Origin of the sequence: Phyllobacterium sp. 21LDTY02-6 (assembly GCF_023554255.2) — a bacterium.
In the GTDB taxonomy this organism is placed as follows: Bacteria; Pseudomonadota; Alphaproteobacteria; order Rhizobiales; family Rhizobiaceae; genus Phyllobacterium.
The window spans coordinates 542,567-564,051 of record NZ_JAMJWD020000001.1 but is presented as its reverse complement, the minus strand read 5'-3'; the positions used below and the strand labels follow the sequence as shown (position 1 = coordinate 564,051).

Sequence of the window (21,485 nt, the reverse complement as noted above, 5' to 3'; positions counted from 1 at the left end):
TCATTTTATCCTTTGGTAGTACCGATCGATGGTTGGCATGGCTTGCGCCCATTTTTCGCACTATGCAGTGACGTCCATTGCTTCTTCCGGCCTGTTTGCGACATGGCTAAAACACCGCGCGACGCAGCCTGAATCGGCGCTTTAATGGAGCCAATCTACACAAGTTGCGCCTTGGTTTAACCCAATATCGATAATTGCCCGCTTAGGGTGAACCATTCCTCGGCAATGTGGATCGAAAGCCTATGGCGCCTCCGAAAACCATCACCAGCGCGATGCCAGACTGGTGCTTCTCTCCACTCGTCCCGATGGGCCTCGTACTCGCCTTTCTGTGCGTCCTGCTTTCCCTGCCTTTAGTCGTTCCCATAGGGCCGATGTACTGGGACACCTATATCTATCTCGATGCCGCCCAGCGACTGAAACTAGGCCAGATACCGGCCATAGATTTCCATACGCCGGCGGGCGCGCTCGAATATTATCAGTTCTACTGGCTTCAATCGCTGTTCCCAGGCGGACAGCCGACGCTGCTGGCACAATGGTCGGTCCTCATAAGCGCCGCACCTCTGATGGCGGTCGTCGCCGCCGCAATCGACAGGCGGGACCGGTGGACGGCCTATGCGCTGGTCTTGCCGTTCCTGATATTCGCCGTCTGCCCGACGAATTCGTTGAGCTTCCACTCCTATCCCGGCGTGAACGGCTTCGGCATCTATAACAGGCATACCTCCCTGCTGCTGTATGTGCTGGTGAGCGCGCTCGTCTTCCTCCCGAACGGACTGCGCCTTACGATCGTTGCGGCGCTTGCCATGGCGACGCTCTTCATGACCAAGATCACCGGATTTCTCGCCGGCGGCCTCATCGGTCTTTACGCCATTGCCGCAGGCCGCATTACCCTGCGGCAGACGCTGATCGCAGCGGCGGTGTTCCTCGCCTTGATCGGTACACTGGAGCTTTCCACCGGACTTGTCTCGTCCTATCTCAGCGAGATAGCGATCTTGATTGCTCTCAACCAGGACTCGCTGCTCTCCCGGTTTCTCACGGTATTCTCCGCCAAGCTCGATGTGATCATGGCAGCCGGCCTGCTCGCTCTCTACCTGTTCTGGGCGGAACATGTGCGCTCGGGGCCAAAACCCGCCAGCAAAACATCCACGATCGACCATGATTGGCTGTGGGTTCTCGTCGTCCTGGTCGCCGGCACCTTTCTGGAAACCCAGAACACGGGCAGCCAGGAGTTCATTTTCCTTTGGCCGGTCCTCTATGCGATCCTGCGCAGCATCCGGATTTCGCCAAGCCGGGATCGGTTGATCATCGGCTGTCTCGTCGCTTTTGTTGCCGTTCCGACCGTGGCGAAAGTCGTTCATGGCACGCTCCGCTTCATCGCCGTAGCACCGACCTACATCGCCGCTCCGGTTACGGAATTGAAGACGATGGGCCTTGTATCGACGCGCAAGGACATAATGGAGCGAGCGCTGTTTCTGGAAGGCCATTACAGCCGCGCTGCCGCTTCCTATCGCGACCTCGCATTGAACGGACAATTGCCAAGCTGGCAGCTCTATTCCGAACTTGACTATCAGATGTTCTGGCTGATTTCCGCCGATGGTGCGGTCAAGGCGATCAAGCAGTTCGAGACCAGCAACAATATCCGGCTGGAGAGCCTGATGAATCTCGATTTCGTTAACCCGTTTCCCTGGATTCTGGACCGGGATGCCACGCGCAACATCCAGATCGGGGCCGATCCTTTCCGCACGGTTGCCGGCCTTTCGGCAATGGAAGAGGCATCGGTTCGCGCAACTGACGGGATATTGCGGCCGCTATGCCCGATCACCCACTCCCGCATGCGCTTGGCCGAGACCTATGAAAGCGCCCTTGCCGGGCGCCGCGTCGTCAAGCTCAATGAGTGCTGGGAATTGCTGCTTCGTTCGGATATCGCTGCCGGGCCGTGATCCCGGCAGCGGCGATCATTTCACCTGCGCCTTCACAAAATCTTTGACGATACGCACGATCCCGCGGGAAAGAACCTCTTCCAGCGCAGCGATGAATGCGTCCACATGCTGCTTCTCGCAGATCAATGGCGGCTCCAGGCGAACGACATTGCGGTTATATTCGGTGAAGGCCACCAAAACACCGTGGTCGCGCAGCAGATGACTGCCGATGAAGCCCGGCAATGACCCCTTCAGCTTGTCGTCAAGCATGGCCAGCACCGGCCTTAACACGACCGGCACCGTCTTCGAGAAGTCGTGGAACTCGATGCCGATCATCAAGCCCTTGCCGCGAACATCCTTGATCATCGTCAGATAGCGGTGCTTCAACTCCTGCAGTCTGGACAGCAGGTAGTCGCCCATATCGGCCGAATTATCGATCAGGTGCTCGTCATAGAGAATGTTCATGCCCTCGATGGCGGTGACGCAGGCTTCCCCGATGCCGCCAAAGGTCGCCATGGCATGGATCATCGCCGTCTTCGGCGTGCCATAGGCTTTCATATAGACGTCCCGCCGCGCGATCATCGCCCCGACAGCGGCCTTGCCGCCACCCAGGGATTTGGCCAATGCGGTGACATCCGGGACCACCCCGGCATGCTCGAAGGCGTAGAACTTGCCCGAACGGCCGAAACCGCACTGTACCTCATCGGCAACCCAAAGTACGCGGTACTGGTCGCAAAGGGCGCGCAGCTTTTGCCAATATTCCACCGGCGCCTGCAAGATGCCGCCGCCGCCCTGGATCGTCTCGAGCACGATGACGCCAATCTCCGGATCGGCCTTAAAGGCAGCCTCTACCGCTTCGATATCGGCGAACGGCACCTTGACCGTATTGCCGGTGAGCTTGAACTCACCCCTGTAGAGCTGGCCGTCGGTTATTGCGAGGACGCCCTTGGTCTTGCCATGAAAGGAGTTCTCCGCATAGACGATCTTCGACCGCGACGGACCGGCGGCGCGCTCGGCCACCTTGATCGCCGCTTCCATGGCTTCGGAGCCGGACGAGCCTAGAAATACCATATCGAGATCGCCGGGCGAGCAGGCAGCCAGATTGTAAGCGAGAGTGCTTGCATATTGCGACATGAAGGCGATGGCGATCTCCTGCCGCTTCTCCTCCTGGAACTTTCGTCGTGCTTCGATGATGCGGGGATGGTTATGACCGAAGGCCAGAGAGCCGAAGCCACCGAAGAAGTCCAGAATGGCACGGCCGGTCTGATCGTAATAATACATGCCCTCGGCACGCTCGATCTTGATCTTGTGGAAGCCGAGAAGCTTCATGAAATGGAGCTGTCCCGGATTGATGTGCTTCGTGAAAATATCCGCCATCTGGGCCAGGGGCATCGCCTTGGCATCCTCGACGGTCAGGAGGTTCGGCTTCGTCACGGCTGGACGTTTGTCCATCGACGGCGTGTGCATGTCGTTCATCACCCTATCCTTTATTGTATAGCGGCAGATGAAGCCGGCTGTTGCGCCCCACCCTCTTTCGTGTTGCGATATTCCTTATAGGCTGCGATCAGCATGTCCTCATCGCGATATTGCGGAATCCAGCCCAGTTGTCTTTCGGCTTTCGACACGTCGAGCACGCACATCTCGTCGGCGATGAGATATTGCTCGGGATCCATGATCGGTATGTTCATCCAGTCGAACAGGTCGAGCGTCCTCTTTACCGCCCAGGCGGGCGTCGGCAGCAGGATCGACCTGGAACCGGCGAATTTGACGAGATCCCCGAGGAGTTTCCGTACCGGCGGTGGATTGAGCGAACCGAGATTGTAGGCCTCGTTCGGAACCCCTGCCTTCCAAGCTGCCCTTGCGGCTTCGGCACAATCGAATACCGAGATGAATTGATACGGGTTCTTGCCCGATCCGATCATCGGCACCGGCAGATTGAGATCCACCAGGCGGAACAGCTTCTCCAATATTCCGAGCCGGCCAGGTCCGATGATGAGACGCGGACGGAACAGCGAAATGTTCATTCCGCGCTGGCGCCACTCTGCAGCAAGCTCTTCCGTCTTGAGTTTCGACAGGCCGTATTCGCCCAGAGGCGCAGCCGGGTGTTCCTCTGTCTGCGGCCAGACGTAGGTATGGCCGTAAATCATATCGGTGGTGTAGTGGACGAAATTGCTGGCCCCTGCCCGGTCCATCTCCTTGATGATGTTCTCCGTGCCGTAATAATTGACCGGAAAGAAGAAATCATGCCGCTTGGCCCTGACCTGCAGCGGCGAAAGCATCTTCGCGGAAAGGTTATAGACCATATCCCCTGCCGTCATGCCCACGGCCTGGACGGAGTTGGGATCGGTAACGTCGCAATGGAAGAAACGTACCTGCCCATAATGGGCCAAGTCGCTCTTGACGATGTCCGCGACGACAACCTCCTGGCCTTCCGCGGCCAGTTTTGGTGCAAGATGGCGGCCGACAAATCCGTCGCCACCGAAAATGATGTGTTTCATGGGATGCTCGCTCAGGAAGAGGTCGTGGACGCCGGGGGTTCTCCGAGACCGGTATTCTCCGGAACCGAGCGCCCGCTTTGCGCGATGAGGATGGTGCCGGCCATGATCAACGCAATGCCGGCGATTTTGTAGATGCCGAGATCTTCCTTGAAGACCAGCCAGGCAAAGAGAGCCACTGCGACATAGGCAAGGCTCAAGAAGGGGTAGGCGAAGGAGAGATCGACCTTCGAGAGCACATAAAGGTGGGACGCCATGGATATGACGAACATGACCAGACCGGCGAACACCCAGGGGTTGAACACGATCTGAAAGACACGCTGGATCAGCGTATCCATGCTGAAGCTGATCGGACCAAGCGTGATCATGCCATATTTGAGCATGACCTGCGCCGCCGCATTCGTCATGACGGTGAAGAGTATGAATGGGATGTATTTTGTCATTATGCCCGCCCCTTGCTCGATCCAATAACAACCATAAGTTGAAAAGCCACCAAGCTCTTGTGTAAAATTTGATATTGCCGCTATGACGCCAGCGCCGTCCTTGCCCAGAAGTTCGACATGATTGCCGGATCGCGCCATGTCTCCAGTTGATCCCACATCGGAAATCCGCGCTTGAAGCTGTGGGAACTCATGCGCTGATCCTTGTACGGGTTGATGCGTCCGCCGGCATCGATCGTCATGTCGTCCAGGCGCTTCAACAGCGCCAGCGTGCGTTGACCGCGATTGGGAAAATCCACCGTCAACGTATATCCCGGCTGCGGAAACGAAAGTAATCCGGGCGAAGCGACGTCGCCAAAGCGCTTGAGGACGGTGAGGAACGAGCTTTGACCGGCATCGCGTGTCGCCTTGAGCATCTTCGGTATCGTTGCCAGTGCCGCCTGCTCCGGAATGACGCTCTGGTGCTGAAACAGCCCCGCCGTTCCGTAGAGCCTGTTCCAGTTCCGCAATTGATCCAGCGGATAGAAGAAGGAGCCGTATCCGACCATATGAGGTTCGGTCTTGCGGCTCTTCATCCAGAAATAGGCCATATTGAACAGCTTCAGGCTCGGATAATTGAGCAACGAAATTGGCGTTTCGAAAGGCACGCCGAGATTTCCCGGCGATTCCGGCGTGCGGTGCCCGCCCTTTTCCGCGTGATTGCCGGTTATGAGGACGCCGCGGCCGGATGTTGCACCGGAGGCGAGTTGATCCACCCAGGCGACCGCATATTCGTTGTCGAGATCGGCTTCGGACGCCATAGCGAAATAGTCTTCGAGACTGTTGAATGGAGTGATCCGTTCGAGGATGTCCAGCGAGCCCACCCGCATCAGCTTCACGGTCGCCGACAAGATTATCCCGGTGAGGCCGAGCCCACCGATCGTCGCTGCGAAGAGCTCCGCATGGCTGGTTCCGGAGCACGTGCTGACCGTGCCGTCGGACCGAAGCAATTTCAGGTTCTCGACATGGCGGCCGAACGTCCCCCGGCGATGATGATTCTTGCCATGGACATCATTGGCGATGGCGCCGCCGAGTGTGACGAAACGCGTCCCCGGCGTGACCGGCAGGAAATAGCCGTGCGGCGCGGCAATCGCGATGATCTGCGACAGCAGCATGCCCGCCTGAGCCGTGAGAAGACCCGTATTCGCATCGAAGTGGATCAACGCGTCGGCATCGCGCATATCCACAAGGCTCCCGGCATCATTGTGGCAGCTGTCGCCATAGGACCTGCCATTGCCATAGGCGAGATAGCTGGCACTGCCGGCGCCACGTTCCAGGAAAATCTCGCGCGCCTTGTCCAGGCTTACGGATTTTCGTAGCTGACGCCGAATGCGGCCGAAACTGTCAAAGCAAGGTCCGCTCATAGGCGCATGCCGCCATATAGTAGCAGTACCGCCCCGACACCGATCATTATCAGGCTGCGCCAGTCGGAAATCAGGAAAACCACCGGATCGTCATGCATCTCGCCGCGATAGGCCAGTATCCAGATGCGGATGTTGAGATAGAGCACGATCGGGCATAGCGGCCAGATCAGCCATGGGTAGGCATAAAGGCTGACTACGGCGTCGCTATCGACATAGAGCGCCAGAACCAGCGCTGCGGCGAAGGCCGCGGCGACACCGCATTGCGCGATTATCTCCTTGTCCGCCGGGCGATAGCCCCTCCCCGCGATCCTGTCATTGGCCGAATGTGCCACGGACTGCAATTCCACATATCGTTTCACCAGCGCCAGCGAGATGAAGAAGAACGATGAAAAGGCAAGGAGCCAGAACGAGCCTTCGATCTCGTTGGCGGCCGAACCGGCGAGGATGCGCAGCGTATAGAGGCCGGCGAGCGTGAAGACGTCGATCAACAGCATCCGCTTCAGCGATAGCGAGTAGGCGCTGGTGGCGACCACATAAAGCGCCAGCACGGCGCTGAACGCCCAGGGCAATTGCAAGGAGAGCAGCACCGCAATGCCAAGCAAGCCGCCGGACACCACGATGCCGAAAGGGATCGAAAAGACGCCGCTTGCAAATACCCGGTGCTTTTTCCGCGCATGCTTTCTGTCGAGCGGAAGATCGAGGAGGTCATTGATGATATAGATCGCCGATGCAGCGCTGGAAAAGGCGCAAAAGGCGATGAGCGCGCTGAAAAGGACCTGCCAGTTCATGATCTCGTGATCGAGTATGGCCGGAACGAAAATGAGCGTGTTCTTCATCCACTGATGCACGCGCAGCATTTTCAGGATGGATTTCCAATGGAGTTTTGGCGATTGGAACAGGCGCGAGGCATGTTTCCGCTGCCATCGGGCCGCTGCACGATCCGGCGCGACGACAATCACCTCGGAGGCAGCATTGAACACCGGGATATCGGCACGACTGTTTCCCGCATAGGCGAATTTCACATCGCCATATGTCTCGAGCAGAAAGTTCGTCTTGTTGGTGGAGGTGAGATTGCGTTTGGCGTCGGTCGCATGGACGAAGTCGAAGATGCCGAGATATTCCGCAATGGCATCGGCGAAACGCTTCGCTGCACCGGTGGCAAGAATGAGCCGCCGGCCGCGGGCACGCTCCGACCGCAGGAAGTCGATGAAATCGGTCCGATACGGCAAAATGGTCGGATCAATGTTCACCAGCAGGGATATTCTATGCTTCAGATAGCCTTTTCCCTTTATCGCCCAGAATGGCAGAACAAATAGATAAAGCACATTCTGCTTGAGAAGCTGAAACATACTTTCCCAAAGAAGATCAGTGGCAATCAAAGTGCCATCGAGATCGACGATAAGGTCGGCGATATTGTTTTTTGAAGAAGAGTCCACCACAGAATCCCTGACACCGACGAGCGCGCTCGCTCGCACGGCGCTGTATCAATATGCGGGATTAGAGAAAAAGTAAAAATGATTAGTGAACCAGCCGAGGTCGAAGCTGAAATCCACTTCCCAAAGTAAACTCTGTATTAAAACGCCAGTTTGAACTATGTCAAACTGGCGCTAAATCAGTAGTGGGCTGGCGGGGATTACTTTACCGAGGCCTTGTCGCCCTTGATCTCGACGGTCTCGTCGCCCTTGAGCGCCTCACGGTCGCCATTGGGGAACGTCACGAAGCAGCCACTGCTGCAGAACTCGAGCGTTTCTCCTGCGCCGACCTGCAATTCGGTCTTTCTCGATCCCTCTGTCACGACGATGGTCTGCACGCTCGTATCGGCGTTCGTAACGCTCGCGGCGAACGCCTGACCAATAGAGAAACCGCAAAAGACAATAGCTACAACAACTCTGTACATAATTGTCCGGTGTCACCACCGCCTCTGTTAACCGTCGGTCGTTAGACCTTTCGGCTTAACTTATAGCGGGATCAGTCTGAACGGCAACTGAACGCTCCGACATTTCGCCATGATTTGGCCATCGAAGCCACGTTCAGGATTTTGGCTTCGTCGGCTCCTTCTGCAACTCGTCCTTCACCCGCTTCGTCAGAACCTGGACGATAGCTTCCGCATCTTCCAGATGAAGGTTCACATCCCGCTGCGGGTACGGGATCTCTATGCCCTCTTCCGCAAAGCGGTCGATCAGCGCGAAGCGGATTTCATTCTGTACCGTGCCCGAATTGGACAGGTCCGCCAGATGAAGGCGCATCTCGAATTCCATGGTCGAATCCATCAATGCCTTGAAGGCCACGAACGGTTCCGGGTTCTTCAGCACCAGCGGGTGCTCGCGCGCAATATCCATCAGGATGGCGTAAACCCGGCGCGGATCGACCTTGTAAGACACTCCGATCGGGATATCGACGCGGCCAAGCTTGTTGCGATGGGTCCAGTTGCCGACATTGCCATTGATGAAGGACGAATTGGGAATGATGATGGACTGGCGCTGGAACGTCTCGACCTCTGTCGCTCGAACACTGATCTTCTTGACGATACCGCCGACGCCGGCCGTTTCGATCCAGTCGCCGACCTTGAACGGACGTTCGGCCAGGAGGATCAGGCCGGAAACGAAATTCGATACGATCGCCTGCATGCCGAAACCGATGCCGAGGGAGAGGCCGCCGGCGACGAGCGCGAGGCTCGAAAGGTTTATGCCTGCAGCCGATATGCCGATGACGCCGGCGACGCCAAGCCCGAGATAGCCGACAGCGGTGCGGATCGAGTTTCGAACGCCGGAATCGAGCTTGCCGCGCGCCATGACCTTCGTATCGAGCCAGCCCTGGAACCAGCGGGTGAACGCATAGAACAGCGCAAATAGCAGCAGGCCGATGGCGATTGCGACAAGCGAGATATTGACGGAACCAATCTGGAAGCCTGTCGCGACGTTGAGGAACCAGGCTGTCATCTCGCTCCATTGGAAGCCCCAGAGCAGCAGGATGACCGGAATGCCCAGCATGATGACAAAGATGTAGATGACGATGCTGGCGACGAGCCCGAGCTGATCCAGCGTCGTCTCATCCATTCCGAAGCGGTTTTGCACGGCTCGACCGAGAACCGTGCCGGAGAGCGCATTTTCTTCCGACACGGCGCGCGCGGTGAGGAAGCCGAGATACATGGTGGCAAGAACCGCGCCATTGATGACGATCTGCTGCGAAACGAACCGGGACAGACCGATATAACCGAGCAAGGCGGCGATCACCGGCAGAAGCCCTGCTATGTAGAGCAGTATCCGTATCGTCTTCGGCCAGGGCTTGATCTCCCCGGTCTCCGGATCCTCCAGCGGCCGTAGCGAGGCGATGGCAATGATAAGGGCCCCGACCAGCACCGTCGCGAAAAGACTTTTCGCTACCGTCAGCGACAGGGGCGATGTGGCGATCTGGTTGACCGTACCGGCAAGGTAGTCGAGGCCGGTGATGGTGGCGGTTGCCGTGATCAGAACCATCAGAATGCGTCCCGGCCGGGGAGCGACACGCACGAGGCGCCAGTTCGGCGCACCGGGGCAGATGACGGCCTGCGCCAGCGCGTGGACGAAATAGACGATCCCCACCACGCTGAACAGCGTATAGAAGAGAGACGCTATATCCGGCCGCAACACATTGAAGTAGCCGAGGAAAAAGTAGGTTGTGGCGAGGAAGACCACCACCGTCAGGGAACGGATCAGGGTCGACCAGAAGGCGACCGCCACCCGGCTGAGATTGGAAGGAGATTCAATCGTGGCGTCGCGCCTGTAAAGATGGCCAAACAGCCTCTGCCCACCCAGGAGCAGCACCAGCGCAGCTATTGCTGCCATTAAGGCAGCAGCAAGCAAGGATTGCCACTTGAACGATATCACGAAACGCCACCAGGACGACACGAGCTGGTTCATCGTGCGCAGTTCCTGGCCGTAAGCCTCGGCAATCTCGCTTCCGAGGGAGTAATTGATATCGACCCTCTGCGAGAGCGTATTGGCAAATAGCTCCCGCCGCGCATCGCCGATCGCCTCGATCATCTTGTTGACGGCGATCAATTGATCCTCCGTCTCGCCGAGGACGGCATTGATCTCGGCCTTTTCCGTCGTCAGCCTTCCGCGCTCTTCGGTAACGATCTGCGCCTCGGGCGGCTGTCCCTGGGCCGGCGGCGATCCCAATTGTTCGAGCCGCGAATTGATCTCCGTTATGCGCGGCCGAAAGGATACGCCCACTTCGAGCAGTTTCTTCGCCGTTTCCTCCAGTTCCAGCCGAAGGTCGGCCAAGGCGGCATCCGCATCCGCCTTGTCCTGAAATTTCTGCTGGTAGCCTTCTATCTGCTGCTTCAGCGCGTCGATCACGGGCCGCTGCTCGGCGACGATGGTCGACGACACCTGCGGCTGTTCGGCCGGCTGCGCGAAAGAGGCGGGCGCAACGCAGCACAGGCCAAGGAGGATCATGATGCCGACTAGGCGCCGAATCATCTGCCGAATGTTGAAAATCACTGTTTCATATCCGTTCCTGGAAGCTTTCATGGCGTTTGCCCGTCTATCTCGGCACAATCAAGGCGCGGCGAATTTGAAGTCGGCTGGTTGATACTCACCGCCGCTATACTGATGATCATTGCGCGGTGACAATAGCATAGTAAGGAATGTTCGTTTATCTCCGCATCCGCACGTCTATTCTCGCGTTCCATTTGTGTGAAGAGGAAGGCCGCATCATAATGCCTGCACGCACCGATTCGCCTGCCGGACAATGAAACAATGATCATAAAGTGCCCCTACTGCGGACCGCGCGACGTGATAGAATTCGTTTATCAGGGCGATGCCTCACGCACGCGCCCCGAACCGGCCTCGACCGACCAGGCGGAATGGAATCGATACGTCTATGACCGCGCCAACCCCTCGGGGTCGCATCGCGAATACTGGCTTCACAGCGGCGGATGCCGACAGCATCTGCTTGTCGTTCGGGACATGAGCTCCCACGCGATCTCCTCCGTTAGCTTCGCGCGGGAAAATACGTCTTCCGGGGACAGGCGATGACGAGTTCCAGGTTGAACACCGGCGGACGTATCGAGAGGTCCCGAACCATCCGCTTCATCTTCGACGGCAAGGCCTATACGGGTCATCCGGGTGACACGCTCGCATCCGCGCTCCTTGCAAATGGCGTGACGCTCTTCGGTCGCTCGTTCAAGTATCACCGGCCGCGAGGTGTGTTTGCCGCCGGCAGCGAGGAACCGAATGCCCTGGTCACGCTCATCGACGGCGAGGTGCGCGAGCCGAACGTGCGGGCGACGGAAGCCGAAATTCATGATGGACTCGTGGCCGAGAGCCAGAACCGGTTCCCGTCGCTCGAACATGATCTGATGGCGGTGAACCAGCTGGCGGGGCCCCTCTTCTCGGCGGGTTTCTACTACAAGACGTTCATGGGCCCGGCCATCGGGCCGTTGCGCGGCACCCGCTTCTGGATGTTCTGCGAAAAGTTCATCCGCCGGGCTGCCGGACTCGGCAGGGCCGGCATGGCTGCCGATCCTGATCGCTATGAGAGAATGAACGCCTATTGCGACGTGCTGGTCGTGGGCACGGGCCCCGCGGGCCTGATTGCCGCCGAGACGGCGGCCGCGACCGGCGCGCGCGTCATCATTGCCGAGGAACGACCCGTTGCGGGCGGCTCGCTGGTTTCGTCCGGCGAGTTGATCGATGGCCGCAACCCGGCAGTATGGGCGCGCGAGAAGGCGGAGTTGCTGGCGGGCCTGCCGAATGTCCGCTTTCTGACGAGGACCACGGTCTGGGGGCACTACGACGGCAACGTCCTTGCGGCAATCGAACATGTTGCCGATTTCAAGCCCAACCGCACGGAGGGCCAGCCGCGGCAGCGTCATTGGGTAATCCGTACCGGCAAGACCATACTGGCGACGGGCGCATTCGAACGGCCGATCGTGTTTCCGGGCAATGACAGGCCCGGCGTCATGCTGGCGGACGCGGTTCGCCGTTTCGCCATGGAATATGGCGTGGCCGCGGGCAGCAACATCGCGCTCTTCACCAACAATGACAGCGCCTACGATGTCGCGCGGACGCTTTCGCAGGCGGGGGTCGGCATCGGCACCATCATCGATGTCCGCACCGACATCTCCGGCACATGCCGCGACATAGCCGATGTTGCGGGTGCCGAACTGTTGCTCGGCCATGCCGTCACGGCCACTCACGCAGGCAAGACGCTCAGTTCCATCACGGTCCAGCACTTCAATGCGCAGACGGGCCGGGTCTCCGGTGCGCCACGCGAGATAAAGACCGATTGTCTCGGCGTTTCCGGCGGTTGGTCTCCGGCCATCCATCTTGCCAGCCAGGCCGGCGGGAAACCTGAATGGGACGAGGACCTGCAGGCATTCCTCGCGCCGGAAGCTCACCAGAACTGGGTCGTTGCCGGCAGCGCGGCCGGCTATATGGATACGATCAGCGTATTGTCGGACGCCGCCACCAAGGGTTCGGCAAAACACCGCGCCGCTTTGCCCACGGTCGATGCGCCCATGTTCGATGCATCGCCCGCCCCGGTATACCAGATAGAACCGGACGGAAAGACCCAAAAGGCTTTCGTCGATCTGCAGCATGACGTGACGGCCGACGATATCCGCCTCGCCTATCGCGAAGGTTTCCATTCCGTCGAGCACCTGAAGCGCTACACCACGCTCGGCATGGCGACCGACCAGGGCAAGACGTCGAACGTTCCCGGCCTGGCGATCATGGCGGATGCGAGGCAGATCCCGATCACCGCCGCCGGAACAACGCGTTTTCGCCCCCCCTTCACGCCGGTTTCGCTCGGCGCACTTGCGGGCGAGCGTTACGGCGATTTGCGGCCGCACCGGCTGACGCCCATACATGACTGGCACCTCTCGGCTGGAGCGACCATGTATGATGCCGGCCTATGGCACCGCCCGATGATCTATGGCAGTCCCGGCGAAACAATCGAACAGGCCTATATACGCGAGGCCCGCACCGTACGTGACAGCGTCGGCATCGTCGACGTGTCGACGCTTGGCAAGATCGACATCCAGGGACCCGATGCGGCGGAATTTCTGGATCGCGTCTACACCAACATGTTCTCGACCCTGCCCATCGGCAAGGCACGCTACGGCTTGATGCTCCGCGAAGACGGCATCGTCTTTGACGATGGCACCACCTGGCGGCTCGGCCAGGATCAGTTTCTCATGACGACGACGACGGCCAATGCCGGCCCCGTCATGCAGCATCTGGAATATTACCTCGATTGCATCTGGCCGGACCTGCGCGTGCATCTGACATCGGTCACCGATGTTTGGGCCGGAGCGGCGATCGCGGGACCGAAATCGCGCGCCGTGCTGGAAAGCTGCGTCACGGCAAGCAAGGTCGATGATGCGACCTTGCCGTTCATGGGCATCGTTCATGCCAGGATCGGCGATATTCCCGTGATGATCTGCCGCCTCTCCTTCTCCGGCGAGCTTGCCTACGAGGTCTATTGCGGCGCCGGTTTCGGAACTGCCATGTGGGAAGCCCTCATCTCGGCGGGTACGCCCTTTGGCATCGTTCCCTATGGCCTTGAGGCGCTTGGGACCCTGCGCATCGAGAAGGGCCATGTGACGGGCGCGGAGATCGACGGACGAACCACGGCGCATGATCTGCATCTGGACTGGATGCTGTCGAAGAAGAAGCCGTTCATCGGCTCCGCCATGCTCGGGCGTGAAGGCCTGCAGGACAACAACCGGCTTTCGCTCGTCGGGCTGATTTCCCTCGACAACCAGCCGATCAACGGCGGCAGTCATATCGTGGCGGATGCGACGCCGCGCGAACCGGCCGACAGTTTCGGCCATGTCACGGCGGCCTGCTATTCCCCCGCCCTCGGCAAATATGTTGCGCTCGCCCTCGTCAAGCACGGCAGCTCGATGATCGGCCGGCGCGCCTATGCGTCCGACCTGTTGCGCGACAAGCATGGTCCTGTCGAGATCGTCAGCCACCACATGTTCGACCGCGAAGGGAGCCGCATGCATGGCTGAAATCGATTCTCCTCTCGGTTCGAACTATATTGCCGGCGAGCATGGCAATGTCGCGGCGGGTATAGGTGTCTCGCTTGCCGAACGCAGGAACCTTTCGATCATCCAGGTCACGGCCTGGCCGAACACCATCCCTACCGTCCTCACCGCGATCGGCAGCGCCACCGGGCTCATCATCGACAACAAGCCGGGCCTCGGTCGCGTCGCTGGCGAAAAATCCGTGTTCGGCTTTGCCCCCGGACGCTTCCTTGTCACAGCCGCGTCGGCGGATCTTGAGACGAGGCTTCGTTCAGCCATTTCCGCCGATCTCGGCACTATCGTTCCCCTGACACATGGCCGCTGCGTGATCCGCATTGCGGGCCCGGCGTCCGAGTGGGTGCTTTCCAAGCTTTTCGCGCTGGATTTCTCCGAGCACGCCTTCGCTGTTGGCCATGGCCGCGCGACGCTTCATCATGATATCCACGCTCTCATCCAGCGAGTCGATCAAGATGCCTTCGATCTCTACATATTCAGAACCTTCGCACGCTCGTTCTGGACCATTTTGGGTCATGCAGCCGAAGAAGTCGGCTACCGGGTCGGCTGAGTCAAACTCTCAAACGCGCTGCTTCAATGCGCGTTTGGCGCCCTTGCCCGCGATATAAACCTCTTCCACGGCGCGATCGTCGCCCATTGTCTGGAGCAGGAAGAGCTCTTCGACCAGCGTCTCCACCGTCGCCATGCGCACGCGCATCGCGGCAGTGGCATTGGCATTGAGCACCACGCAATCGGCTTCTGCGCCCGGCGCGAACGTTCCGATCACGCCATCCAGTGCGAGGGCCCGCGCATTGCCGAGCGTCGCCTGGTAGAAGGATCGCAGCGGATGGTAGCGCTGGCCCTGGATATTCAGCACCTTGTAGCCCTCGTCGAGCGTACGAAGCATGGAGTATGAGGTACCGCCGCCGATATCGGTGGCAATGGCATTGCGGACATTGCCCTGCCGCAGGCGATCCAGATCGAACAAACCGCTGCCGATGAACAGGTTCGAGGTGGGGCAGAAGACTGCGACCGCCCCGCTTTCGGCCAAGGCGCCGATTTCGCGGTCGGTCATATGGATGCAGTGGCCGAGAAGTGTCCGGCGACCCAACAGGCCATAATGTTCGTAGACATCCGTATAGTCACGGCTCCAGGGAAACAGCTCGGCTACAAAGGCAATTTCGCCCGCATTTTCACAAAGATGCGTCTGAACGTGAAGATCGGGATGCTCACGCACCAGCGCCCCGGTCATTTCCAGTTGCTCCGGCGAGGAGGTCGGCGCAAAACGAGGCGTTATCGCGTATAACTGGCGGCCCTTCCCGTGCCATTGCGCGATGAGCGCCTGGCTGTCGTCATAGCCCGATTGAGCTGTATCGAGCAGGCCGTCTGGCGCATTGCGATCCATCATCACCTTGCCGGCGATCATCCGCATGTTCCGCGCATGCGCTTCGGCAAAGAACGCCTGCGCGGAAGATTTGTGAACCGAACAATAGGCAGCGGCCGTCGTGGTGCCATGGCGGATCAGTTCGTCGAAAAACGCCGAGGCGATCATCTCGGGATGGCCCTGATTGCCGAATTTCTGCTCCTCTACGAATGTGTAGCGGTTCAGCCATTCCATCAATGCCCCGGCATAGGACGCGACCACCTGCATCTGGGGGAAGTGGATGTGACAGTCGATAAAACCGGGCAGGATGAGATGCGGGCGATGGTCGATGACATCGATGTCCTCGCCGCCTCCTGCCTGGATGGCCGCGAATTCGTCGACCGCGGCGATCTTCCCATCCCGTATGAGCAGGGCACCGTCTTCGAGATAGGTAAAGCAACGCTGGTCGTCTTCATTGCCGAACGGCTCGTCGTGAAACGTCAGGAGGCGCCCACGCAATATGACATCATTCATTGGATCAATTTTCCTGCCGTCGCATTCCGGTACCAGCCGACAATCTGCGCCCTCTCCTCTTCGGTCATGCCGGTTCGATTCCCGGGCGGCATGGCATGGCTGACGCCCGCCTGCAAATAGATTTCGCGCGCATGGGTCGCGATCCCGCCATCGGTATCCAGCCGCACGCCCTTGGGCGGCAACAGAATGCCGTCCCACGCCGGTTCGGCGGCATGGCACATGGAGCAGCGGCCAAGGACAACGTCCCGCGCCTGCTGGAATTCCGGCGCTTCGATCAGCGCCTGCGCCGACGCACTGATTTTCTCCTGACCTCCAAGCATTTTCGGCACGGTGGAAAGCCAGATGATGACAATGAAGATTATCGCGCTCGCCAGCCAGGTCCAGTGCGGATTGCCCGTCCCCGCGTGGCGTGAATTGAAATAGTGGCGGATGAGGACGCCCAGAATGAAGACAAGCGCCGCTATCACCCAGTTGAATTGCGTCGAATGTGCCAGCGGATAATGGTTGGACAGCATCAGAAACAGCACTGGAAGCGTCAGGTAATTATTATGCGTCGATCGCTGCTTCGCCTGTTTGCCCAGCTTCGGGTCCGGAGTGCGGCCCGCTATGAGATCGGCCACCACCTTCTTCTGATTGGGTATGATCAGCAGGAAGACATTGGCCGACATTATCGTGGCGGTGAAAGCTCCAAGATGAACAAATGCCGCCCGGCCGGTGAAAAGGTTCGTATATCCCCATGCCATGAAGACGATCACGCCATAGAGGATCAACATCAGCAGCGTGTCGTTGCTCGCCAGGGGCGATTTGCACAGAAGATCGTAGATCAGCCAGCCGACCGACAAGGAGACCAGCGAAATCAGGATTGCGACTGCGGGAGAAACGTCGAGGACGTTCGGATCGATCAGATAGAGATCGGCACCCGCATAATAGACGATGCAGAGAAGAGCAAAACCCGATAGCCAGGTGGCATAGGATTCCCATTTGAACCAGATCAGATGTTCCGGCATGTTGGGCGGGGCCACCATATATTTCTGGATGTGGTAGAAGCCTCCGCCATGCACCTGCCACTCCTCGCCATTGACGCCCGCCGGCAACTGCGCATGACGGCGCAGGCCGAGATCCAGGGCGATGAAGTAAAAGGAGGAGCCGATCCAGGCGATCGCCGTCACGACATGCAGCCAGCGCGCAGCGAAGGCCAGCCAATCCCAGAAAATCAGATAATCCATCAAGTCCCCGCGTGGTGATCAGCCTACAATGCTGCGGTTCGCGGAACGATGCAACTACTTCGAATCATGAAAGATAATGCCCAGCGTGTGCCTCGTGCCGGCCCGCAGGCGGCTTACGCCGTGTTTCATATTCACCCGGTAATAGCCGCGCGCGCCCTTGACGGGGCGATGACTGACCGGAAATACTACCGCATCGCCCTGCCGAAGCGGAACGACCTCCGCCCGCGACTGCATGCGCGGCCGCTGCTCCGTCATGACGAACTCGCCGCCGCTGAAATCGTCGACCGGACGTGATAGCAGGAATGCGACCTGCAACGGGAACACATGCTCGCCATATATATCCTGGTGAAGGCAGTTGTAGTCGCCTTCCCTATACTCAAGCAGCAGCGGCGTGGGGCGATTCTGTCCTGCGGTCCGGCAAGTCTCCATGAAATCCTGGTGTCGCTGCGGATAGCGCGTCGCGATACCCATTCGCTCGTTCCACACATTTGCGATTTCGGCCAGCGGCGCATAGAGCGTCTCGCGCAGCCCGGCCAGAAAGGAAGGCAGCGGATAGTCGTAATATTTGTATTCGCCACTGCCGAAACCGTGCCGCGCCATGACGATTCGCTTGCGGAACTGACTGTCGTCGCCATAGCCCGCCGCGATCCTGCTGCATTGGGGGCCGTCCAGAACGTTCTTCAGGACCGCGCAACCGAACTGGTCCAGTTCCGCCTCGACGGCGCCCCAGTCAATCGCTTTCAATTCATCCTTCATATCCCGGCTCCTTCAGTATTGTCGCAAACCAGAGTACAATCCGACGCCTGACGGGCCACCCGTTTCCTGCTTTGCGTGAAAATGCCGCCAATCGGGCCATACACGACGATTTTAGGTGACTCGCGGGACCAGACTTCATAAAGAGCGTATCAACGCGTCATGACGCGTAGGAACGCTTCAAATTCGGGATGAGCATGAGCTTGAGGAGAAATAGCAAATCAGGAAAGCAGAATATTGCTTCCGTCCTGCTTTCTATTTTCTGGTTGGTGTCGACGTTCGGCGCTGCCATCAGCGCCGGCTACCTCGCCGAGCGTCCCTCGAACATGGCCTCCACCGAAGCAGCGGACAGCGCCCATGCCCGCGTGTCGCGCGAAGGCGACAATTCGTCGAACGCTCCGCAACGCACCACCCGTGTGGCTGCGCTCGAAACATTGCATCTGAAAATCAAGAGCGGACTGAAGCTCGATACGGGCCCGCAGGATGCAATCCTGCCGGCGTCGCCGTCGCTTCTGTTTCAAGAAGGCCGGCAGGCAAACGCCTCGTCGGTCTCGGCTGATCTTCGCCTGAAGCGTGAAGCCGGTTTTCATCCGCGCGGGCCGCCGAATCAGGCCTAGCAGCTTCATACCGGCAGAATTCGATCATTTTCAGCGGGCAGCCGCCTACGAACGCGGCCATCACCTCGCCTTATAAACGGAACTTCAGACTATGCGCACGCCCAGATGGCTCTTTTGGACCTATATGTTTGTAATCGTGGCAGGTATCATCCTTGCCCTCCCGAACATGTTCACCAAGGCTCAACTTGAATCGCTTCCGGGCTGGTTCCCGAAGAAGCAGGTCGCCCTCGGTCTCGACTTGCGCGGCGGCTCCTATCTGGTGCTGGAAGTCGATGCGGTGGCGCTGAAACGCGACCGGGTGCGCTCGATTCTGGATGATGCGCGTGGCCGGCTGAGGACGGCGCGCATTCAGCCGCAGTCGGTGCGGGTCGCGGGCGACTCGGTCGTCGTGACGCTCGCCGACCCGTCGCAGCGCGATGCCGCCACCACGGCGCTGAGGGAACTGACGACGCAGGTCGGCCAGGTCGGCTTTGCCGCTCCGGTCAGCGATATCGATATTTCCACCAATGACAATCAGGTGCGGCTGACGCTGACCGAAGCTGGCATGAAGGACAAGCTCGACAATGCCCTTCAGCAGAGCCTGGAAATCGTGCGCCGGCGCGTCGACCAGGTCGGCGTCGCCGAACCATCGATCCAGCGCGTCGGATCGGACCGCATCGTCGTGCAGTTGCCGGGCCTGCAGGATCCGAGCCAGTTGCGGGCGCTGCTGGGCAGCACCGCCAAGATGACCTTCCACATGGTTGCCGACAGCGCGACCGGCGCAACGCCGCCGCCCGGCGTTTCGATCCTGCCCGACGCCAAGGAGTCCGGTGTAACCTACCCGGTCGAAGACCGCGTCGCCATCAGCGGCGAGCGTCTCAGCGATGCCCGCGCCGCATTCGACCAGCAGACCAACCAGCCGATCATCTCGTTCCGTTTCGACAATATCGGCGCGCGGCAGTTCGCCGACATTACGAGCCAGAACGTCGGTCGCCCATTCGCCATCGTGCTTGACGGCAAGGTATTGACGGCACCGGTCATCCAGGTTCCGATCACCGGCGGATCGGGCCAGATCACCGGCAATTTCACCGTTCAGGATACTGTCACGACCGCCGCGCTGCTGCGGGCCGGCGCCCTCCCCGCACCGCTGACCGTGATCGAAGAGCGCACCGTCGGACCGGACCTCGGCGGCGACGTCATCCGCATGGGCCTGCTGACAGGCATTATCGGCTTCGCCCTCGTCGTCGTCTTCATCATGATCCTCTATAGCGGCTGGGGCCTGATCGCCAATCTGGCGCTTGCCCTGAACGTCATTCTCACCTTCGGCGTTCTGAGCCTCATCGGCGCGACGCTGACCCTTCCCGGCATCGCCGCCATCATCCTCGGCATAGGCTTCGCGGTCGATGCCAATATTCTCATCAATGAGCGTATCCGCGAGGAGGCGCGCAAAGGCATCGGCGCAATGGCGGCCGTGGATCGTGGCTTCAAACTGGCCTATTCGACGATCATCGACGCCAATGCCACGCACCTTATCGCCACATTGCTGCTGTTCCTTTTCGGAACGGGCCCGGTGCGCGGCTTCGCCATCACCATGATCATCGGCGCGCTCGTTTCGATGTTCACGGCAGTCACCGTCGTCCGCATCATCATGACGGCGATCGTCCGCCGCCGGAAGATGAAGACGATCCGCATCGAGCACTTGTTCAAGCTCGTGCCGGAAAACACCAATATCTCGTTCATGAACGCCCGTTTCTTCGGTATCGGCGTTTCCATATTCCTGTCCATCGCCTCCATTATCCTGTTCATCCATCCCGGATTGAACTACGGCATCGATTTCAAGGGCGGCATCCAGGTGGAGGTCACCACGTCGAAGCCTGCCGATCTCGCCTCGATGCGCGAAACGCTGGAAGGCCTCGGTCTCGGCGAAGTCGCCCTGCAGCAGGCGGGCGGCGATAGCCAGGTGCTCATCCGCGTTCAGCGGCAGGAAGGCGGCGAGGAAGCGCAGACAGCCGCCGTCACCAAGGTGAAAGAGGCCGTGGAAAAGCTCGATGCGGGCGTGAAGATCGAACGTTCCGAGGTGGTGGGACCGAAGGTCAGCCAGGAACTCGCACGTTCCGGCGTCCTCGCTGTCGTTCTGGCAAGCCTGGCCATGCTGCTTTACATCTGGTGGCGCTTCGAATGGCACTTCGCGCTCGGCGCGATCGCAACGCTCATACTGGATACGACCAAGACGGTGGGCTTCTTCGCGCTGCTTGGGCTCGACTTCAACCTGACGGCGATCGCGGCGCTCCTGACGATCATCGGCTATTCGGTGAACGACAAGGTGGTGGTTTATGACCGCATGCGCGAGAACCTGCGCATTCACAAGAAGATGCCGCTGCGCCAGATCATCGACCTGAGTATCAACCAGACGCTCGCCCGCTGTATCTATACGTCGCTGACGGTGTTCCTTGCGATGCTGCCCATGGCAATCTGGGGTGGCAAGGCGGTCGAGAACTTCGCCCTTCCGATGCTGTTCGGCGTGATCGTCGCCACGAGCTCCTCGCTGTTCATCGCCGCGCCGATCCTCTTGCTGCTCGGCACGTGGTGGGAAAAGAACCACGCACACAGGATCGGGTCGGGGGAAACCCAGGCCAGCTGACGGCGATTTCGCCCGGAACTCAACATCCACCGCTAACTATTTGCGGCACTTGAAAAAAATTCGGCTTCAAGTGCCGCAAAAGCAGGAAAAAGGTTTGCAAGCCG

Annotated in this window: 16 protein-coding genes; 6 read left to right on the top strand and 10 right to left on the bottom strand. The window is 59.3% G+C overall.

All coding sequences use genetic code 11. The annotated features are described in order from the left end of the window. Positions 1-242 precede the first annotated feature (242 nt). Positions 243-1,937, top strand: coding sequence for a hypothetical protein (locus tag M8997_RS02650; RefSeq protein WP_371929477.1), 1,695 nt, complete (start codon positions 243-245; stop codon positions 1,935-1,937). 15 nt (positions 1,938-1,952) lie between these two features. Here M8997_RS02650 and M8997_RS02645 read toward each other — a convergent pair whose 3' ends face one another. The 7 genes from M8997_RS02645 to M8997_RS02615 all read right to left on the bottom strand — a co-directional run bounded on the left by M8997_RS02645 (position 1,953) and on the right by M8997_RS02615 (position 10,738). Continuing rightward, the gene (locus tag M8997_RS02645) at positions 1,953-3,392 is read right to left on the bottom strand and encodes an aspartate aminotransferase family protein (RefSeq protein ID WP_250013390.1); all 1,440 of its coding nucleotides are present in this window, start codon (positions 3,390-3,392) and stop codon (positions 1,953-1,955) included. Positions 3,393-3,403: 11 nt separating this feature from the next. Next, positions 3,404-4,414 (bottom strand): NAD(P)-dependent oxidoreductase, encoded by a 1,011-nt coding sequence (locus tag M8997_RS02640; RefSeq protein ID WP_250013388.1) that lies wholly within the window; start codon positions 4,412-4,414, stop codon positions 3,404-3,406. 11 nt (positions 4,415-4,425) lie between these two features. Beyond that, a complete protein-coding gene (locus tag M8997_RS02635) occupies positions 4,426-4,854 on the bottom strand; it encodes an EamA family transporter (protein WP_250013385.1) in 429 nt (142 codons plus the stop codon). Positions 4,855-4,934: 80 nt separating this feature from the next. After that, positions 4,935-6,254: an FAD-binding oxidoreductase gene (locus M8997_RS02630; protein ID WP_250013383.1), complete on the bottom strand. Its 1,320-nt coding sequence runs from the start codon at positions 6,252-6,254 to the stop codon at positions 4,935-4,937. Continuing rightward, positions 6,251-7,690 carry a UbiA family prenyltransferase gene (locus tag M8997_RS02625; RefSeq protein ID WP_250013380.1) on the bottom strand — a complete coding sequence of 480 codons (1,440 nt, stop codon included), beginning with the start codon at positions 7,688-7,690 and terminating at the stop codon, positions 6,251-6,253. The genes M8997_RS02630 and M8997_RS02625 overlap by 4 nt, the downstream gene beginning before the upstream one ends. A 197-nt stretch (positions 7,691-7,887) precedes the next feature. Then, positions 7,888-8,151, bottom strand: coding sequence for a hypothetical protein (locus tag M8997_RS02620; protein WP_250013378.1), 264 nt, complete (start codon positions 8,149-8,151; stop codon positions 7,888-7,890). Between the two features lie 133 nt (positions 8,152-8,284). Then, the gene (locus M8997_RS02615; RefSeq protein WP_250013376.1) at positions 8,285-10,738 is read right to left on the bottom strand and encodes a mechanosensitive ion channel domain-containing protein; all 2,454 of its coding nucleotides are present in this window, start codon (positions 10,736-10,738) and stop codon (positions 8,285-8,287) included. A gap of 258 nt (positions 10,739-10,996) precedes the next feature. On the opposite strand from M8997_RS02615, the gene M8997_RS02610 reads away from it, so the two are divergent. Genes M8997_RS02610 through M8997_RS02600 form a run of 3 tightly spaced genes read left to right on the top strand, consistent with a single transcriptional unit; the run spans position 10,997 to position 14,839 of the window. Beyond that, a complete protein-coding gene (locus M8997_RS02610) occupies positions 10,997-11,275 on the top strand; it encodes a sarcosine oxidase subunit delta (RefSeq protein WP_250013374.1) in 279 nt (92 codons plus the stop codon). Beyond that, positions 11,272-14,259: a sarcosine oxidase subunit alpha family protein gene (locus M8997_RS02605; protein ID WP_250013371.1), complete on the top strand. Its 2,988-nt coding sequence runs from the start codon at positions 11,272-11,274 to the stop codon at positions 14,257-14,259. Before M8997_RS02610 ends, M8997_RS02605 begins: the two co-directional genes overlap by 4 nt. Beyond that, complete coding sequence (locus M8997_RS02600) at positions 14,252-14,839, top strand: sarcosine oxidase subunit gamma (RefSeq protein WP_250013369.1); 588 nt, start codon at positions 14,252-14,254, stop codon at positions 14,837-14,839. Before M8997_RS02605 ends, M8997_RS02600 begins: the two co-directional genes overlap by 8 nt. Positions 14,840-14,848: 9 nt before the next feature. Here M8997_RS02600 and guaD read toward each other — a convergent pair whose 3' ends face one another. From guaD to M8997_RS02585, 3 genes are read right to left on the bottom strand one after another with little or no spacing between them, the layout of a single operon-like run. Further along, positions 14,849-16,165 carry a guanine deaminase gene (gene guaD, locus M8997_RS02595; RefSeq protein WP_250013367.1) on the bottom strand — a complete coding sequence of 439 codons (1,317 nt, stop codon included), beginning with the start codon at positions 16,163-16,165 and terminating at the stop codon, positions 14,849-14,851. Next, entirely contained in the window at positions 16,162-17,394 is a 1,233-nt protein-coding gene (locus tag M8997_RS02590; RefSeq protein WP_250013366.1) for a urate hydroxylase PuuD, read from the bottom strand. Before M8997_RS02590 ends, guaD begins: the two co-directional genes overlap by 4 nt. Before the next feature lie 51 nt (positions 17,395-17,445). Next, on the bottom strand, positions 17,446-18,147 hold the full coding sequence (locus tag M8997_RS02585; RefSeq protein ID WP_250013365.1) for a 2OG-Fe(II) oxygenase: 702 nt from the start codon (positions 18,145-18,147) through the stop codon (positions 17,446-17,448). A gap of 188 nt (positions 18,148-18,335) precedes the next feature. On the opposite strand from M8997_RS02585, the gene M8997_RS02580 reads away from it, so the two are divergent. Together M8997_RS02580 and secD are read left to right on the top strand one after the other, a co-directional pair. Further along, positions 18,336-18,761, top strand: coding sequence for a hypothetical protein (locus tag M8997_RS02580; RefSeq protein WP_250013364.1), 426 nt, complete (start codon positions 18,336-18,338; stop codon positions 18,759-18,761). Positions 18,762-18,852: 91 nt separating this feature from the next. Further along, entirely contained in the window at positions 18,853-21,381 is a 2,529-nt protein-coding gene (gene secD, locus M8997_RS02575) for a protein translocase subunit SecD (RefSeq protein ID WP_250013363.1), read from the top strand. Positions 21,382-21,485 lie beyond the last annotated feature (104 nt).

Bases quoted from the DNA above. Each gene is read 5' to 3' on its own strand.
- M8997_RS02630 (WP_250013383.1), bottom strand. From the start codon at position 6,254: ATGAGCGGACCTTGCTTTGACAGTTTCGGCCGCATTCGGCGTCAGCTA.
- guaD (WP_250013367.1), bottom strand. From the start codon at position 16,165: ATGAATGATGTCATATTGCGTGGGCGCCTCCTGACGTTTCACGACGAG.
- M8997_RS02620 (WP_250013378.1), bottom strand. From the start codon at position 8,151: ATGTACAGAGTTGTTGTAGCTATTGTCTTTTGCGGTTTCTCTATTGGT.
- M8997_RS02650 (WP_371929477.1), top strand. From the start codon at position 243: ATGGCGCCTCCGAAAACCATCACCAGCGCGATGCCAGACTGGTGCTTC.
- M8997_RS02585 (WP_250013365.1), bottom strand. From the start codon at position 18,147: ATGAAGGATGAATTGAAAGCGATTGACTGGGGCGCCGTCGAGGCGGAA.
- M8997_RS02580 (WP_250013364.1), top strand. From the start codon at position 18,336: ATGAGCATGAGCTTGAGGAGAAATAGCAAATCAGGAAAGCAGAATATT.
- M8997_RS02640 (WP_250013388.1), bottom strand. From the start codon at position 4,414: ATGAAACACATCATTTTCGGTGGCGACGGATTTGTCGGCCGCCATCTT.
- M8997_RS02645 (WP_250013390.1), bottom strand. From the start codon at position 3,392: ATGAACGACATGCACACGCCGTCGATGGACAAACGTCCAGCCGTGACG.
- M8997_RS02635 (WP_250013385.1), bottom strand. From the start codon at position 4,854: ATGACAAAATACATCCCATTCATACTCTTCACCGTCATGACGAATGCG.
- M8997_RS02610 (WP_250013374.1), top strand. From the start codon at position 10,997: ATGATCATAAAGTGCCCCTACTGCGGACCGCGCGACGTGATAGAATTC.
- secD (WP_250013363.1), top strand. From the start codon at position 18,853: ATGCGCACGCCCAGATGGCTCTTTTGGACCTATATGTTTGTAATCGTG.
- M8997_RS02605 (WP_250013371.1), top strand. From the start codon at position 11,272: ATGACGAGTTCCAGGTTGAACACCGGCGGACGTATCGAGAGGTCCCGA.
- M8997_RS02600 (WP_250013369.1), top strand. From the start codon at position 14,252: ATGGCTGAAATCGATTCTCCTCTCGGTTCGAACTATATTGCCGGCGAG.